This is a genomic window from Streptomyces sp. NPDC048057 (assembly GCF_040653095.1).
Classification (GTDB): domain Bacteria; phylum Actinomycetota; class Actinomycetes; order Streptomycetales; family Streptomycetaceae; genus Streptomyces.
This window is the reverse complement of record NZ_JBEZNF010000021.1, coordinates 1-16,756: the sequence shown is the minus strand read 5'-3', so window position 1 is coordinate 16,756 and position 16,756 is coordinate 1. Positions and strand designations below refer to the sequence as shown.

The following is a 16,756-nucleotide window of genomic DNA, read 5'->3' as shown; positions in this document are numbered from 1 at the left end:
CGCGGCCGACGCCGCACCAGGAGCCTCGGACATCAACCAAACCTGAGGTCAAGCCCTGGGGTCCCGCAGCACCGGCCGGGAACGCTCCGTCGCCCGCACGATCGCCGCCTCCACCGCCGCGATCCGCTCCGCCAACTCCCCGAACGGGTCCCGCTCCCGCGCCCTCGCCCGTCCGTACGCCTCCTTCACCGCCGCCCAGCGCGCCGCGCCCGGCCCGTCCAACGCACCCCGCAGCTCCGCCAGCTTCAACACGTTCGCCTCGGTGTCGCCCGGCAGCGCCCGCGCCTCCGCCGTGTAGTGGTCGGTGACCACCGCGGTCAGCTCCGCGTCGTTCATCGCCGGACTCAGCCGCTGCACGATCCGGTTCATGTCGCGGTACGACCCCTGGAGCCGGAACGGCGGCTCGGTGCGGGCCGCCTCCGAAACGCCCGCCGACGCGATGTACGCCGCGTTCACCGCGAGGACCGTGCGCCGCGCCGCCAGCACGTGCCGCAGCACGTCCACGACCTGCGTCAACTCGCCCGGCTCGTACGGGTGCACCAGCCCGCCGCGGTCGGCCGACGCATCGCCCGCCGCCAGCCGCACCAACAGCTCCACGTCGCCCCGTCCACGCCCCGCGAGCGGCGCCAGCAGCGGGTGCGAGGTCAGGGCGTTCTCGACGAAGCTCAGCTCGAACGCCTCCTCACGGCCCGTCAGCACGTCGCCCAGGTCCCACACGTCCGCCCGGTTCGCCAACATGTCCGGCAGCCGGAAGCGCTCCCCCGACTCGGTGTACGGATTGCCCGCCATGCACACCGCGAACCGCTTGCCCCGCAGGTCCCGGCCGCCGAGCCGCCGGCTCGCGTCGCACAGCGGGATGAAGCGCTGCAACAGCTCCGGCGAGGTGTGCTGGATGTCGTCCAGGTACAGCAGCACGTTGTTCCCCGCCGTCAGCGCGAACTCCACCTTCTCCAACTCGGCACGCGCCGCGGCGTCCGGCGCCTGCGCCGGGTCCAGCGAGACCGTGTCCCGGCCCAGCGCCGGCCCGTCGACCTTCACCAGCAGCAGCCCGAGCCGCTGGGCGACGTACTCCACCAGCGTCGTCTTGCCGTAGCCCGGCGGCGACAGCAGGAGCAGCAGCCCGCCGCTGTCGGTGCGCTTGTCGTCGCCGGCCGCACCGATCTGCCGGGCGAGGCTGTCGCCGACCAGCGGCAGGTACACCTCGTCCACCAGCCTGTTGCGGACGAACGCGCTCATCACCCGCGGCCGGTGCTCGGCCAGCCGCAGCCGCTCCCGCTCCGCCGCCACCAGCGCGGTCCGCAGCTTCTGGTACGCCCGGAAGCCCGGCACCTCCCGGGCGGCGAAGTCGGCGGTACGGGTCAGGAACTCGTCCAGCCGCACCGTCAAGGAGCCCTGCCGCAACCGGGGGTGGTCGCCGAGCAGCCCCGTCACCGTCGCGACCTGCGCCGCCGCCACGTCGTACCGCTCCAGCTTCGGACACAGCTCCAGCGCCACCGCCTCCGCGACCACGTCCGGCTCGGCGTCCGTCGCGTACGCGCCCAGCCAGCCCTCCACCAGCCGCCGCGCCTCACCCGCGTCCAGGGCGTCCAGCACGTCCCGTACGTCGTACGACTCGTCGACCGCGTCGTGGAAACCGGCCAGCAACTCCCTCGCCGCGCCGCCCGTCGCGAAGGACTCGCCCGTCGCCAACTCCTCCACCAGGTACTCCGCGGCGACCGAGGAGCCCACCGCGTCGGTGAGTTCGGCGTGCAGCGCGGCCAGCGCCGACGACGGACCGAACCGCTCCCGCGCCGCCACCAGCGACCGCGCCTGCCGCGCCCACCGCTCCCGTACGGCCGCGTCGGCGAGCCCGGCCCAGAACAGCTGCGCCCGCGCCCGCTCCCCGCCGGGGAAGCGCAGCAGCCCGGCCGTGCGCCACAGCCCCGTCACGGCCCGCAGCAGCGCCTCCGCGTCGTGGTCGTGCACCCCGCGCTCGTAGCCCTCGTCGTACGCGTCGGCCACCGCCCGCGCCACCAAACCGGCCGGGTCCCCGCCCGCCACCGCCGCCGGCAGCAGCCGCGCCGCCAGGTGCTCGGCCCGGTACACGTCGGGCGACTCCGACGGCAGCGACCGCGTCCAATACGGTCGGGCCGCCGCGAACTCCTCGCCCTTCACCGGCGCCCGGAAGTCCGTGCCCGTCAGCGCGTACGCCATGCCGTCGCCGCGCGGCACGAGGGTCAGCTCCGGCTCCTGCGCGGTCACCGCGAAGCGGTGCCGGCCCAGCCGGATCGTGTCCCCGCCGTCCGCGAACAGCTCCAGGCGGTCCCGCAGCGCCCGAACCGCCTCCTGCCGGGCCACCTTCAGCCGTCCCGCCAGCTCCTCCGCACGCACCGCGTCCCCGAGCGCCCGCAACTCGTCCGCGGTGCGCCGGATGCGGGCCACCATCGGATCGGAGCCGAAGTACGTGTGGACGGCGTCCGCGTCCGGCAGCGCCGCGGCCCGCCGCGCCACCGTCTCCACCGCCCGCTCCGCGGACTGCGCCAGCCGCTCCGTGCGCCGCGCCCGGTCGTCCTGGAGCGCCTGGCGGCGCGCCGAGAACGCCTCGTACACCTCCGAGCGCTGCTCGGCGATCTGCGCGAGGAAACCGTCGTGGTCGGCGAACCGGGACTCCAGGTCCTCCAGGTGCAGCAGCAGCCGGGTGAGCTGCCCGTCGCACTCCTCGGGCGTCGTCGCGGCGGCCAACGCGCCCGTCACCGACTGCGCCAGCAACGCGAACTCGGCGGTGAACTCGGCCCGGCCCTCCTGCTCCGCCAGCTCCCGACGGCGGCCCACGAGCGTGGCGCGGGCCCGGTTCACCGCGCCGACGACACCGGCGACCCGCTCCAGGATGCCGGTGCGCACGGTCGCGTCCGCCACCTCAAGACCGGTCACGACCTCCGTCAACGTGCGCAGCCCCGCGGCACGTTCGTCCAGCCGCGCCACGACCTCCTCCGCCTCGGCCGCGGTCGTCAGCGCGGCGGCCCGGTCCGCGAGCGCCGCGACCTCCTCGGCGTAGCCGGCGAACGCCTCCTCCCGTTGGAGGAACGCCACCGCCCGGCGCGCGGCGGACGCGGTGTCCGCCTCGACGTCCCCCGCGAGCGCGTCGATCGCCGCGACGTCCGCGTACCGCATCTCCTTCAGCGTCACCAACCGGCCGCGGGCTGCGCGCAGTTCGGTGATCCGCGCGATCCACTCCTCCGCGGACGCCGGCGCCTCGCCGCGGATGCGGCGCACCAGACGCGCCACGGTCGCCGCGGCCTCGGCGAGCGCCTCCGCCGCCGAGGCCGTCAGCGCCCGCACGGTCGCGAACTCCTCCAGCGCCCGCCCCGCGGTCCCGCGCAGTTCGGTCAGCGGGGTGCGCAGATCGCCGACCTCGGCGTCGCCCAGCCACGGGTAGCGGTCAGCGGTCCGCTCGCAGTCCGCGACCAGCGCCTCGTACAGCTCGACCGTGGGCGTCCCCTCGGCGTCCCCGACGGCCGCGGCCCGGCGCGCCAGCGCGAACGCGTCCGCGACGCCCCGCACCAGGTCGGCGTTGCCGATGCGGGCGAGCGGGCCGTCGACGGCGGGCAGCGGATGCGTCTCGGCGACGTACGGGCTCTCCCACAGCCGCACCTGGTGGACCCGGGACGGCTCGTCGGCGCCGTGCAGGGCGAGGAGCGACCCGTCGTCGAAGAGGGCGTACGCGTCGCAGGCGAGCGGCGCCGCGACCTCCTCGCGGATCGTGTCGTACGGCAGCAGCCGACTCCGGCCGTCGCCGCGGAACACGTACAGCACGTTCTCGCCCCCGGGCGAGTGCACCGCGCGCTCGAACTCCAGCGGCTCGTGCGCGCTCTTGGCGTCGACGGTCTCGAACGTGCGCACCGTGCCGTTGGTCAGGCAGTAGCCGCCGGGGAAGACGACGCCCTGGTCGTCGGGGAGGCGACGGCAGGACTCCCCGACGCCGTCCAGACGCACCACGGACGAGGTGAGCGTGTCGACCACCAGGTGCCGCACGACGTCCTCGTTGTACGGGCGCACCCGCAGCAGCACCAGCGTGCCCACGCGTGCCCATGCGACCTCCGCGTCCGCGAGGGCCTGCGACGGGTCGTCCACGGGCTCGGCGTGCACGCCGTCCGGCGCGTCCGTGTCGTCCACGGTCTTCACCGTCAGCGCGCCGCCCGTCACGGCGACGAACACCCCGTCCGTGACGCGCACGTGCGGATGGCGCCCCGGCACGTGGTCGTCGCGGCTGGTCTCCGTCCACACCACGTCCTGCGCCGGCGGCGCGTCGGCGAGGTCGCGCTCGCCGCGCGCGTCCAAGAACCCGCGGGGCGCCAGCGACCAGCGCAGCACGCGCACGTCCTTCTCCCCGGTCCGGAAGACGGCGAGCAGCCTTTCGCCCGTGACGCGCAGCCGCTCCAGGCGGGCACCCCGGAAGTAGCGGCACAGCGCCGCGAACTCCGCGTGGAACGCGGGGTCGTCGAGGAGGCCCGGGACGGCGTCCTCGGGCAGCCGCTGCAACTCCCGGTCGTACAGCGCGAACACGTCCCCGACGGAGGTCTCCGGCGACAGCGCGGCGGGCGGGTCCCATGCGATGAGCAGCGCGCCGCCGACCGCGACGGCGTCGCGGGGGGTGGCGGGGGCGTCGCTCCGCAGCGGTGCGGTCCGGGCGAGGCGCAGTTCGGCGGCGCCGAACGCGTTGGTGCGGCTGGAGTTGAGCGCGTCGGCGCGGCGCTGCAACTCGGCTGCGCCGCGCCGCAGCCGCGTGCGCAACACGTCGTAGTTCCCGGTGTCTCCGGTGTCGCTCCCCATGACCCCTCCTGTCTCGCACGCCGGTGCGGTGTGGTGTGTGTGCTGTGTGCCCCGGGCGGCGTCTCCCCGCGGGAGCGTTGGCCTCTGCGGCCCGGTGGTGGATTGCTCGCGCAGTTCCTCCCCCTGTGCCTTGCGGGTATGGGGGAACCCCCACCTACGCCCAGAGGGAGTGGGGGACCCCCGGCGCCCCTGACTCGCTCCCCCGTCGGTCATCTGCGAGTCGCACATGGTTTCCCTACGCCCGCAGGGCGTGGGCAATCAGGGGCGCGGGGAACTGCGCGAGCAACCCACCACCGGGCCGCAGTGACCAGCGCTCCCGCAGGGGAACGGCGGGGTTTGGGGGCGCTGGGGGTCCCCCCACGCCCTCTGGGCGTAGGGGGCGGAACTGCGCGAACAGCCACAACACACCCGCAGAGACCAACGCTCTCGCAGAGGAACGGCGGGTACGTCCAGGGGCGCCGGGCACACGCAGCAACCGCAGACGCCCCGGTGGGGCGCGCATCGAGCGCGCCCCGTCGAAGCCCGCCGCTGCCGCCCCCCGCGCGGCAGCGGCGGAGTCGAGGAACGGGTCACCCCGAACCGTTGCCGTTGCCGTTGCCGTTGCCGCGCGCAGCGTTCAGCAGTTCGCCGAGCTGCGCCTCCACGCCGGCCCCCGCCGCCCCACCCGACCGCATCAGCTTCGTCAGGAGCGCGGACACCGTCAGGTTCTGGACGTCGGACGTGGAGACCGAGCTAAGGACGGACGTCGCGTCCTCCGCGAAGGAGCGCGAGCCGTCGAGCCACGGTTCGGCCAGGGTCCGTGCCGTCGTGGAGCCTTCGACGAACGCGTCCACGCCCTTGCCCAGCGACACCGCTCCGACCAGCCGGTCGAAGAAGACGGACTCACCGCCGACGATGTCGATGTCCGCGTTCTCCAGGCCCGTCGCGAGCACCTGCGCCTGTGCCTGCGCGATCTCCCGCTGGACTTCGAGGCCCGCGAGGCGGACGTCCTTCTCCGCCTCCAGCCGCAGGCGGTACTCCTCGTGCGCCCGGGACGCCTCGTCCAGTGCCGCCATCGCCGCGGCCTTCTCGGTGATGCCGGTCGCCTCCGCCTTGAGGCGCTCGGCCAGCGCCGTGGCCTCCGCGCGGCCGGCCTTCTCGATCGCGTCGGCCTCCTTCTCGCGGACGGACACCGCCGCGAGCCCGGCCGCCGCGGCTTCGGCGCGCACGCCCTCCGCGAGGCGGATCTTGGCGCGGGCGTCGAGGTCCGCGGCCTTGGTGCGGGCCTCGGCGAGCGTCATCTCCTCCGCCGCCCGGTGCACCGCGGCCTGCTCCGCCGCCTCCGCCGCCTTGATGTCCTTGACCAGCCGCTCCTGCGCTTCTGCCTCCGCCGCGATGACCACGGCCTGCCGATGCCGCTCGGCCTCCTCGACGGCGCGCAGCCGCTTGATGGACTCCTCCTGCTCGGCCACCGTGCGGTCGACCGCGACGCGCTCCCGGATCACCTCGGCGATCTCGCGGCGCTCGGCCTCGACCTCCTTGTCCGCGGAGATCCGGGTCAGTTCGGTCTCCCGGTCCCGGGCGATGACTTCGAGGAGCCGGTCCTTCTCGATCCGCTCGCTCTCGATCGCGATCACCCGCTCGCGGTTCTTCGCGGCGACGGCGACCTCGCGGGCCTGGTTCTCCCGCTGGACGCCCAGTACTTCCTCGGTCTTGATGAACGCGCCCTGCGCCCGCAGCCGCTCCTCCTCGACCACCCGCGCCGTCTCGGCCTCCTCCCGGGCCCGTACGGTCTCGATCTCGCGGCGCTGCTTGATCTCGGCGTCGGCCTGGCGGCGCTCCAGCTCCAGGATGGCCTCCCGCGCGTCCACGTTCTGGCGGGTGATCTCCTTCTCCTCGTGCCGCTGGAACTCGTTGGTGCGCACGTGCTCCACGGCCGTCAGCTCCGTGATCTTGCGGATGCCCTGTGCGTCGAGGATGTTGTCCTTGTCGAGCTGGGCGAGCGGCGTCTGCTCCAGGTAGTCGATCGCCGCGTCCTCCAGGCTGTAGCCGTTCAGGTCGGTGCCGATGACCTGGATGATCCGGTCCCGGAACTCGTCCCGCTTGGTGTACAGGTCCGTGAAGTCGAGCTGCTTGCCGACGGTCTTCAGCGCCTCGGAGAACTTCGCGTTGAAGAGGTCCTGGAGGGTGCCCTGGTCGCTGGCCCGGGCGGTGCCGATGGCCTGGGCGACCTTCACGACGTCCTCGACGGTCTTGTTGACGCGGACGAAGAACGAGATGCGGATGTCGGCGCGGATGTTGTCCCGGCAGATCAGTCCGTCCCGGCCGGTGCGGGAGATGTCGATGGTCTTCACCGAGATGTCCATGACCTCGGCCTTGTGCAGCACGGGCAGCACGACCTGCCCGGTGAAGGTGACGTTGACGGTCCGCATCTTGGAGACGATGAGCGCCTTGCCCTGCTCGACCTTGCGGAAGAGCCGGCTGACGACGAGCACGACGACGACGGCGATGACGAGGACGACGGCGATCAACACGCCGACGCCCAGGGTGATGGCGTCCATGGTGGGGTACCTCACGTGTGAATTCAGAAGGAGGCGGGGCGGCGGCTGCCCGCAGGAAGACCCTGGTGGGAGCCCTAGTAGGGCGCGACCCAGAAGAACTCGCCGGCTTCGTCGTACGCGTACAGCAGCCCGGTGCTGCCGCTCACGAGCGCGTACGCATCGGTCTGTCGGACCTGGACGAGCGCCGTGGAGCCGTCCCGCGCGGTGACCTCCGCCTGGCCGAAGCGCCCGTCCACTCGTCCCGTACGGATGGTGCAGGTCAGCCCGATGAAGTCCTGCCGGGACGGCCCGGGTTCGTCGGGGAAGAGCTTCGCCAGCGGTCGTACGAGCAGCCGCACCAGCGCCCACGCGCCGACCAGGGACCAGCCGAGGGCGGCGAAGCCGAGCGGCAGCACGGCGTCCGCGCCGCCCTCGTCGGCGTCGAGGAGCAGCACGCCGCTGGCCAGGCTCAGGAACCAGGCGACGGCGATCAGCAGGGAGCCCGAGACGGCGATCGGCACCCCGCCGAGGTGGAGGGCGTGCGCGTCGACGTCGACGTCGAAGCCCTCGTGGTCGACGGCGCCGAGGAGGACCAGCAGCCAGAAGCCGATGACGACGACGAGGGCGGCGGTCAGGAAGAGCGTGGGGAACCCGATGGCGGCTGCCATGAACGCATTCATGATGGTCCCCCTTCTTCCCCCGCCCGTCGGTTTCCCGACCGGCCCTCCGCGGTCTCCGCGTCGGCTCTCGGCCGCTTCCCGTACCCGGCCAACGAGGTCCATCTTGCCCCGGTGAGCCCCCCACCCACACTGCCGCTCGCCGGCAGTCTTTACGCTTTCTTAATGCCGGATGTGCACAGAGCGGGGGAAACGATCATGCAACTGCCGGAAGACCACCTCGACGGATACGCCGGGATCCTGACGGACGCCTGCGCGACCGGGCGCCGCCTCAGCCGGGACGAACGCGCCCTGCTGCGGGCCCGCGGCGAACGCGCCGCGGAAGCCGGCCTCGGCCTGCGCGCCGCGGTCCGCGCCCAACTCGCGCTCGCCCGTTCCGTCGTCCCCGAACTGCCCCGGGCCGCCGCCGGCGACCTCCTCGCCACCGTCGAAGAGGCCGTCGACGCGTTCGCCGAGGGCCACGAACGGGCCCAGCGCCTGGCCGTGCGCCAGGAGGAGGCGGCCCGTCGGGAGTTCATCGACGACCTGCTGTACGGCCGCAGCGACCTCGGCCGCGTCGCCGAGCGCGCCGAACGCTTCGGCCTGCTGCTCTCCCAGGCGCACGCGGTCGCCGTGGCGCAGGGCGCCGAGCCGTACGACGACGGCTACCCCGTGACCCGCGGCATCGAGACGTCCCTGCTGACCCGCTTCGGAGACCGCCACATCCTGCTCACCACCAAGGACGGCCGGGTGATCTGCATCGCTCCCGGCGACCGGGGCGACGTGCTGCGGTTCTTCGCCAAGCAGGCGTACGCGGCGATGGACGGCGGCCAGGTCGCCATCGGCCGCGCCCACCCCGGCGCCGGCGGCGTCGTCCACTCGTACGAGGAGGCCCTGAACGCCCTGGACCTGGCCGCCCGCATGGACCTCGACGCCCCCGTGCTGCACGCCGCGGACCTGCTGGTCTATCCCGTGCTCACCCGCGACCGCCAGGCGATGGCCGACCTGGTCCGCTCGGTGCTCGGCCCGCTGAAGTCGGCCCGCGGCGGCGCCCGCCCGCTGCTCGACACGCTCACCGCGTACTTCGACACCGGCTGCGTCTCGGCGGAGGCCGCGCGCCGGCTCTCGCTGAGCGTGCGGGCCATGACGTACCGCCTGGACCGCATCCGCAAGCTGACCGGCGCGGACCCGAGCGACCCCGTGCACCGCTACACGCTCCAGACGGCGGTCATCGGCGCGCGGCTCTTGGACTGGCCGGAACAGGAGCTGTGAACTACCCGTCCAACAAATGCCGGTGGCGGTCGCCCCCGCCCCCGTCGCCCCCGACGTCGCCTGCGGCGTCGACGAAGGCCCGTACGGCCGCCGGGTCCGCCCGCTGCCACGCCGGGACCGTGGCGAGCCAGCCGAGCGCGTCGTCGACGGGCTGCCCCGCCGTCATCAGCGCCACCGCGGTCTGCGCCGGATCGACCCAGGCGGGCCCGGTCGCGGCCCGCGCCCAGTCGACGACGTACGCGTGCCCGCCGGCGTGCCCGATGAGCACGTTCCGCGGCCGTACGTCGGTGTGCAGCAGCGTCTCTCCGGCCAGCAGTCGGGCGTCCCGCGGCCCGAGGCGCCCCGCGTACCGCTCGACGAGCGCCGGTACGACGACCCCGCGCGGCGCCTTCAACCGCGCCATGCGCTTGACCACGGAGTGCACCGCGGCCAGGTCGCCGGTCCCCGGCCGGAAGTCGGCGTGCCGCCCGTCGACGTGGATGAACGCGAGCACCAGCCACCCCGAACCCCGCACCACGTGCCGCACGCTCGGCCCCACCCCGGCCACGGCCCGGTTGACGACCTGCTCGTACGCAAGCGCCGCGGCCCGCTCACCGTCGTCGTCCCGTACGCCCTTGAGGAAGAGCCGCCCCTGCCGTTCGGTGCGCACGACGGCGGCGAGGGACCCGCCGAGCCCTTCGCCGACGGCGGTCGCCTCCACCACCCGCCCGGTCCGCTCCTCGACCTGCTCCCGTAAGCCGGCGGGAAGCCCTTCCCACCCGACGCCCTCAGGCATGCGCTCTTTCCTCTCGTGTCGACCCCGGCGCCGCCCGTGGGACGGCACCGGAGCCCGTGCGCCTTCGCGGTCCCATTGTCCGTCGAGTGGTACGCACCCCGTGCGCCTCTTGCTCGGTTACGGCCCGCCGTTCAGGTGTGCGCCTCCCGCGCCCGCCGGCGCACCCGAGCACCGCGTTCGGTGGCGCCGTCACACCGGCACACGTGGTCCCACCAGGTACCCGTCGGGTCCTCCGAACAGCGCGGAGCCCCGCCCGATTGTGCCGTCATGCCGCCGCCGGACGGGGCAGGGATGCTTGGGTTCTTCACGTGGCTTGAGCGTCGCCTCAACCCGGCGGCCGGCTGTACCTCTCCAGCGTCGCCTTGCTCGTGGACCGGTCCACCAGCCGCAGTTCCCAGGGGCCGGTGTTCACGTCGAAGTCCTTGCCGAAGCCGACCCACTTCCCAGCCATGCGCCGGCCGGTCGGCTCGACCAACAGCTGAACGGCGCCGTGGTAGCGGGCCCCGTTGTAGTAGCCGTCTGTGGCAGTCTGCTCGACCCACGTCCCCGTGACCACGTTGCGGTCAACGGTCAGGTCCAGAGTGAGGGGGCTGTCAGGATTGCTGCTCGCTCCGGGCAGGCTCTGAACGGTCAGCCTGTTCTCGTGCTGGACGATCACGACGTAGTGCTTTCCCTCGTACGAGTCGCCCCGGCTCGAAGAGAAGAATTCGTATCCGCTGAGCCACACTCCCGAAAACGTCTCCGCACCCGTCTGCGCGGTGGGTTGCGCTCCTACGGCGGCCGAAGCGACACCGGTTGCACCCGTCTCCATGTCATGTCCTCCCTTCCCGTCCGCGTGGACACGCGCCGCCGGCACCGGGAGGGCGAACCCCAGTTCTTCGACCGGACGGCCCGTGACCCGTTCCAAGGCCCTGGCGTACACGCCCCGGGGAGTCTTGCTCGTCCCGGACTCCCAGCGTTGCACCAGCCGCTTGGAAGCCTCGTTCCGCTCGCCCAGGTCCGCACCGGCCTGGCGGAGCGCCTTGGCGAACTCGTCCTGGCTCAGCCGCAGGCCCATGCGCACGGCCCGCAGCACGTCATTCGGCACTAAGGCGTTCGTCGTCATGACGTCAACGCTAGACCGAACAGCCAGGCAATGACACCGGAATGACGCCTGTGGGGTGTCATAGACACCCCCTGAGTGACGCTCGGACGACGTCAGAAGTGTCGTCGTTCCGACCGACTGATGGAGGGAACATCATGCGTGCCCCCGATGTTCCTCATCGACCAGGAAGGCACAGCCGTGACGATCACCGACACGACGAAGACCGTGTATGGACTCATCACTCCGGCACTGAGGGTCGACGTCATCACGATGGTCCGGGAGGACTTCTGGCCGGAGATGACCGACGACCAGGCCGAGCGCGGCGTCAACCAGGTGGCGGCCTTCCTCGCCGTCGCCGCGAACACCACGGAAAGGGTCTCGCCCAGCCTTCGGGTGGACCTTTTCTGGCACGCACTCGTGCTCCACACCAAGCACTACGCCGCGTTCTGCGAGGCGCTCGGCGGCGGGTTCATCCATCACGTTCCCGACCGCAACAACGGCCACGACCCCGCTGCTGGACGGGCCGCCTTGCGTCGGACAGCCGAGATGATCCGATCGGCCGGCTTCGACGTGGACCCGGAGTTCTGGCCGATCGACGGCGCTGCCGACTGCACCCAGAGCTACGCGGGCTGCTCCGACAGTCCCGTCGCGAAGTAGCCCCGCCACAGGCCGAGCGACTGACCCACCAAGGCTTCAGCCGCCCGGTATCGTGCCGGGCGGCTGTCGCCGTGGAAGAGATCGGACAGATGGTGATTGACGCTCGCAGTACCGCATGGGACACCTACTCGCAGAGCAAGCCGCAGCGGCGGACGACCAACGCCAAGGGCGAGGCCACGTGGTTCAACTGGACCCAGTACCCGGACCACGGTCCGGGGGCCGAGTTGCTCGACCTCGGCGTCGGAGACTGCGCGCTCGACCTCGGGTGCGGCTCGGGGGGGAACGTCGCGCACCTCGCCGCGCTCGGCATGAAGGCCGTGGGCGTCGATCTCTCCACACGGCAGCTCGACAAGGCGCGCGAACGGTGGCCGGGCGTGGACGGGATGGAACTCCACCAGGCCGATGCCCTGGCCTACCTCGGAGACGCCTTCACGGTCTTCGACGCGATCTACAGCGTGTTCGGCGCCGCCTGGTTCACCGACCCCGGTCCACTGCTGCCGACCGTCCGTGCAAGCCTCAAGCCGGGCGGAGTGTTCGCCTTCTCCCAGCGGCCTCCGGTGGAAGGGTGCTATGGCTGCCAGGCGTCCTACATCCCGCGCGGGCCCGAAGAGGACCCCGCTGTCGTCAAGCGATGGGACTACGAACCCGACGCGTGGGCGGTGATCCTCAAGGAACACGGCTACGTGGACGTGTCGGCGTCCGTGCTCGCCCCGCCCTCGGGAAGTCGGCGCACCGGCACCCTGATCGTCCGGGGCGTCAGACCCTAGGTCCGCCCGGGGCGGAACCCGGTGGCCGGGAGCGGCGCCCGTGCGGTCCCATGGGGGTCATGAACTCCCACGACACGGATGTACTGGCGCCCCACCGTCCCCTGCTGAGCGGGCTCCTCCCGCACGACGCGCCGGATCGACTCGCCGTCCACGAAGGCCAGTTCCACCGTGTGGTGGTCGGCGCGGAGCGGGTGGTGTGCTTCGCGCGGACGGAGGCCGCGGCGGGGCGGCTGCCCGAGCGGGCCGCGGTGTTGCGCGTGCTCGACGGGGTGGACCTCGGCTTCCGGACCCCGCGGCTGCTGGCGGAGGAGGCGTCGTACGTGGTGATGAGCCGGGTCCCCGGGGCGCCCTTGGACGCGGAGGCGCTGCGGGACCCCGCGGTCGCGGAGGCGGTGGCGCGGCAGTACGTCGAACTCCTCCGCGGGCTCGCCGCGGCGGGCGCCGACGGGGAGGTGCGCGGGGCGCTGCGGGCCGCGCCCGAGGGGGAGTGGCAGCGGTTCGCGGTCGACGTGCGCACCCGGCTGTTCCCGCTGATGTCCGCGGCCGGTCAGGAGCGGGCCGCCCGTGAACTCGCCGCGCTCGACGCCCTGCCCCGTCTCACGTCCGCCGTGGTCCACGGCGACCTCGGTGGGGAGAACGTGCTCTGGGAGACGGCGAACGGGCTGCCGCGCCTGAGCGGGGTCATCGACTGGGACGAGGTCGGCCTGGGCGATCCGGCCGAAGACCTCGCCGCGGTCGGGGCGAGTCACGGGGACGCCCTGCTGGGCCGGGTGCTCGCGCTCGGCGGGTGGGACGACGGGGCGACGACCGCACGCATCGCGGCCATCCGCGGCACGTTCGCCCTCCAACAGGCGTGGTACGCCGAGCGCGACGGCGACGCCGCGGAACTCGCCGACGGGCTGGCCGGCTACCGCTGACCAGCCCGCGGCGCGACGGGCTCAGCCCTTCGGGCTGATCAGGTAGTTCTCGATCGCGGGGCGCGTCGCCAAGTCGCCGTAGAGCACGTGGCCCACGGTGTCCACGGCCAGCAGGGACGCCTTCGGGAAGGCGTCCGCGGTGCGCCGGGCGCCCGGCAGCGGGGTCGCCGCATCGTGGGTCGCGTTCACGACGAGGACGGGCGGCAGGGCGCCCTTGGCCTGGGTGGGCTGGGGCTTGGGGGCCATGGGCCAGCCCTGGCAGCCGAGGGCGAAATCGAGAGCCTGGTCGTCGTAGCGGACGTGCGGTGCGGCCTTCGCGACGCGCTCGCTGATCGCCCGGTACTCGGCGTAGTCCCGGATGCGGAAGTCGAAGTCACGGCAGAGCACGAGCTGCTTGACCGGGTCGTGGTAGTCCTCGGCGAAGTACACCTCGCCCTTTCCGGACTGGAGCGCGGCCAGGTCCCGGGCCGCCCCCTCCGGGGCGTAGTCGGAGAGCATCCGGGTGAGGAAGGCGGCGAGTCGGTCGGAGCTGACCTTGGTCGTCGTCGGGCCGTCGGGCCCGGGCACGCGGAGGGTGCCGGCGTCGGCGCGGGCGTACAGCTCGCCGATGACGGCCGTCACGTCCTGACCCTTCAGCGCGCACGACGCGTCCGTCTCGCACCAGGCCGCGAGCTTCTTCGCGACGTTGTTGAGGGTGACGGCGCCGTCCGTCAGGAGCCGCTCGGCGGTCGGCCGGACCGTGTCCACGGCGCTGTCGAGCGCCAGCGCCCGCAGCCGCTCCGGGAACAGCCGCGCGTACCGCTCCCCGAGCACCGTGCCGTACGAATGCCCCAGGAAGCTGATCTTCCGCTCCCCGAGCGCGGCCCGGATCGCGTCCATGTCCCGCGCGACGCTCACCCCGTCCATGTGCGCGGCGAGCTGCCCGCCGTCGGCGAGGCAGCTCTTGGCCATCTTGGCGTTGAGGGTGCGCAGCTTCTCGAACTCGGCGGCGTTGCGGGGCCGCTTCGGCATCTTGTCGGCGATGGTCTCGTCGCACTGCACCCTGTTGCTGCGGTCTATGCCGCGCGGGTCGAACCCGATCAGGTCGAAGCGCTTGAGCAGCTTCGGGGAGTACGTCCCGAACACCGTCCCCGAGTACATGACGCTCTCGACCCCGGACGCCCCCGGCCCACCCGGGTTGACGAGCAGCGCCCCGATCCGCTTCTTCGGGTCGGTGGCCCGGTGCCGCACGAGGTGCACCTCGGTCTTCGCCCCGTTCGGCTTGGACCAGTCCACGGGCACCTTCAGGGTCCCGCACTCCGCGTTCGGGCTGGGGTCGGGGAACTCGGGCCCGGGCTTGACGCAGGCGCCCCAGGTGATGGCCGGCGGTGCCGCGGTGCCCGTCTGGGCGGCGGCGGAGGCGGGCGCGGCCAACGCGGCCGAGGCGGACAGGGCCAGGAGTACGGGCAGGGCCTGACGCCCGGCCCGGGGGCCGGAGTGTGCGCGGGTGGTCGGTTTCATGCGCGCCACTGTGGCGGGCGCACGTGGTGGCGGGGCGATGGGTTGATGACGGGAACGTAACCGGGGCAATGGGCCCTTCAGGCGGTCTGCTCCAGGAAGTCCCGTACGAGGGGCACCTCGCGCCGCACCGCGAGCTTCGCTCGCAGGTCGGTCAGGCTGGAGGTGCCCCGTGCCGAGGAGACGCCGCCCATGCTGTCGACGGCGCGTCGGGCGGTGTCGACGGCACCGTCGAGATCGCCCAGGGCGACCCGGGCCTCGGCTTCGCGGGCGAGGTAGATGACGGCGTCGCGGGGGAAGGCATCTTCGTCGTGGGCATCAGCGGTCCGCAGGTCAGATGCCGCTGCTGTGAAGTGCCTCAATGAGGCTTGGGGGCGGCCGAGGCTGAGTTCACAGGAGCCGGCTTGCATGTACAGCTCACCCAAGTCCATCCAGTAGACGCAGTCTGGATCTTCCTCTGGACGGCAGTCGCGAACGCTGTCATAAGCGTCGAATGCAGTGTTCAGCGCATGAGCTGAGGCGCGTTGCTCACCTGCATGGGAATGAGCGCGAGCAAGCTTGGTGTAGAGCATTGCCGTCATCCTGGGGGAGCCGATTCTGGTGGTTCGGCGGAGAGCATGCGTCACGAGATCGGACGCACTGCGGGGATCGCCGGATGAGGAACGCAGCCCGGACCAGAAGGCCAAGGTGTTGGCAGTGGTCACGTGGTCACCGGCGGAAGCCGCTGCGCGTAGCGCTACGAGGTAGTACTCCTCCGCCAACCCGTGATGCCCGGAGTCGTGCGCCGTCCATCCGCAGATCCGTGCCGCCTCGGCCGCGGCGCTGTACAACCGTCGACCAGTGGTTTCGGTATACGCGGTGTTCTTCAGCGTCCTGATGATCAACTGGAGTTGGGCCCGGGCGGACGCATGGACCTGGCCGGATCCGAGGAGGTCGTCCTGGCGTCGCAGCGCCTCCAACGACTGCTCGAACACCGCGGACGTACTGGCGCCGATGCGACGGCCCTGTTCGCTCGCCTCGACAGTCGTGGCGATGGCGCTCCCCCCGAGCACGGGTGTCACGCCGGTGACGACCAGGAATCCCCTGCGGTCCATGGAACCTCCGGTGGTGGCGACGCGGTCGGCCAACTCCATAGTCGCCTCGGGTGTCCACGGCGCGTCAAGTAGGTCCCTGTCCCGGATGCAGGCGACCTTCAACCACTCGGGCCAGGGCCGGGAGACGATCTCGTACGCCGGGATGCCGTGCAGAGCCGCCATCGCCTTCTGCGCGTGCCGGTCGGGCGTGACGCCGTGCCGGGTCCACCGCGTGATCCTCTTGCGGTCCCGCACGATCGGCCCGTAACCGAGCTGCTGGTGCACGCGGTCCAGGCGCGCCAAGTAGTCATTCGCTGACCAGCTGTTGAGACGAAGCAGGTAGACAAGCGGGTGCGCGTCGCTACTCACCCCTCCATGGTGCCCCGACTGCGGGCTCGTCCGATGCGCGTCTCAGCCGAACGGCCCCGGGGTGGTAACACCTGGTAACGCCCAGGGTGCACCTGGACACGGCGTACCTCCTTCCGGCCCTGTCGAGGCACAGCGACAGTACCGATGGAGCGGCTGACTCGCCCCTTCGCTGGTTGGCGTATCGGAAGGGGGCGGGAGTCCGTGCGTCGTCACACCGAGGGGCCCCACCCGTACGTGACGGTGGAGCCCCTTGTGCCGTGCGAGTCGTTCAGTTCTTGCGGGTGTTGATGTCGTCGGTGAGTTGGGGGACGACGGTGTGGAGGTCGCCCACGACGCCGTAGTCGACGAGGTCGAAGATCGG

At 72.5% G+C, this 16,756-nt stretch carries 11 protein-coding genes; 4 read left to right on the top strand and 7 right to left on the bottom strand.

The window, feature by feature from the left end; translation table 11 throughout:
- Positions 1-48 precede the first annotated feature (48 nt).
- From AB0E05_RS24050 to AB0E05_RS24040, 3 genes are all read right to left on the bottom strand, one after another.
- On the bottom strand, positions 49-4,809 hold the full coding sequence (locus AB0E05_RS24050; protein ID WP_361966827.1) for a DNA repair ATPase: 4,761 nt from the start codon (positions 4,807-4,809) through the stop codon (positions 49-51).
- Between the two features lie 569 nt (positions 4,810-5,378).
- Positions 5,379-7,349, bottom strand: a complete 1,971-nt coding sequence (locus tag AB0E05_RS24045) for a flotillin family protein (RefSeq protein ID WP_361966825.1) — start codon at positions 7,347-7,349, stop codon at positions 5,379-5,381.
- A 74-nt stretch (positions 7,350-7,423) separates the two neighbouring features.
- Positions 7,424-8,008, bottom strand: a complete 585-nt coding sequence (locus AB0E05_RS24040; protein ID WP_361966822.1) for a hypothetical protein — start codon at positions 8,006-8,008, stop codon at positions 7,424-7,426.
- 195 nt (positions 8,009-8,203) lie between these two features.
- On the opposite strand from AB0E05_RS24040, the gene AB0E05_RS24035 reads away from it, so the two are divergent.
- Entirely contained in the window at positions 8,204-9,256 is a 1,053-nt protein-coding gene (locus tag AB0E05_RS24035) for a helix-turn-helix domain-containing protein (protein ID WP_361966820.1), read from the top strand.
- Position 9,257: 1 nt separating this feature from the next.
- On the opposite strand, the gene AB0E05_RS24030 is transcribed toward AB0E05_RS24035, so the two are convergent.
- Together AB0E05_RS24030 and AB0E05_RS24025 are read right to left on the bottom strand one after the other, a co-directional pair.
- Positions 9,258-10,031, bottom strand: a complete 774-nt coding sequence (locus AB0E05_RS24030) for a phosphotransferase (RefSeq protein ID WP_361966817.1) — start codon at positions 10,029-10,031, stop codon at positions 9,258-9,260.
- A gap of 325 nt (positions 10,032-10,356) precedes the next feature.
- Positions 10,357-11,136, bottom strand: coding sequence for a helix-turn-helix transcriptional regulator (locus AB0E05_RS24025; RefSeq protein WP_361966814.1), 780 nt, complete (start codon positions 11,134-11,136; stop codon positions 10,357-10,359).
- 147 nt (positions 11,137-11,283) lie between these two features.
- Between AB0E05_RS24025 and AB0E05_RS24020 the strand changes: the two genes are divergently transcribed.
- The 3 genes from AB0E05_RS24020 (at position 11,284) to vph (ending at position 13,456) form a co-directional block, all read left to right on the top strand.
- Positions 11,284-11,772, top strand: coding sequence for a hypothetical protein (locus AB0E05_RS24020; protein ID WP_361967133.1), 489 nt, complete (start codon positions 11,284-11,286; stop codon positions 11,770-11,772).
- Between the two features lie 89 nt (positions 11,773-11,861).
- Positions 11,862-12,539, top strand: a complete 678-nt coding sequence (locus AB0E05_RS24015) for a class I SAM-dependent methyltransferase (RefSeq protein WP_361966812.1) — start codon at positions 11,862-11,864, stop codon at positions 12,537-12,539.
- A 59-nt stretch (positions 12,540-12,598) separates the two neighbouring features.
- Positions 12,599-13,456, top strand: a complete 858-nt coding sequence (gene vph, locus AB0E05_RS24010) for a viomycin phosphotransferase (protein WP_361966809.1) — start codon at positions 12,599-12,601, stop codon at positions 13,454-13,456.
- 21 nt (positions 13,457-13,477) lie between these two features.
- Here vph and AB0E05_RS24005 read toward each other — a convergent pair whose 3' ends face one another.
- Both AB0E05_RS24005 and AB0E05_RS24000 read right to left on the bottom strand, forming a co-directional pair.
- On the bottom strand, positions 13,478-14,956 hold the full coding sequence (locus tag AB0E05_RS24005; protein WP_361966806.1) for an alpha/beta hydrolase: 1,479 nt from the start codon (positions 14,954-14,956) through the stop codon (positions 13,478-13,480).
- A 77-nt stretch (positions 14,957-15,033) separates the two neighbouring features.
- Positions 15,034-16,395 (bottom strand): transcriptional regulator, encoded by a 1,362-nt coding sequence (locus tag AB0E05_RS24000; protein WP_361966803.1) that lies wholly within the window; start codon positions 16,393-16,395, stop codon positions 15,034-15,036.
- Positions 16,396-16,756 lie beyond the last annotated feature (361 nt).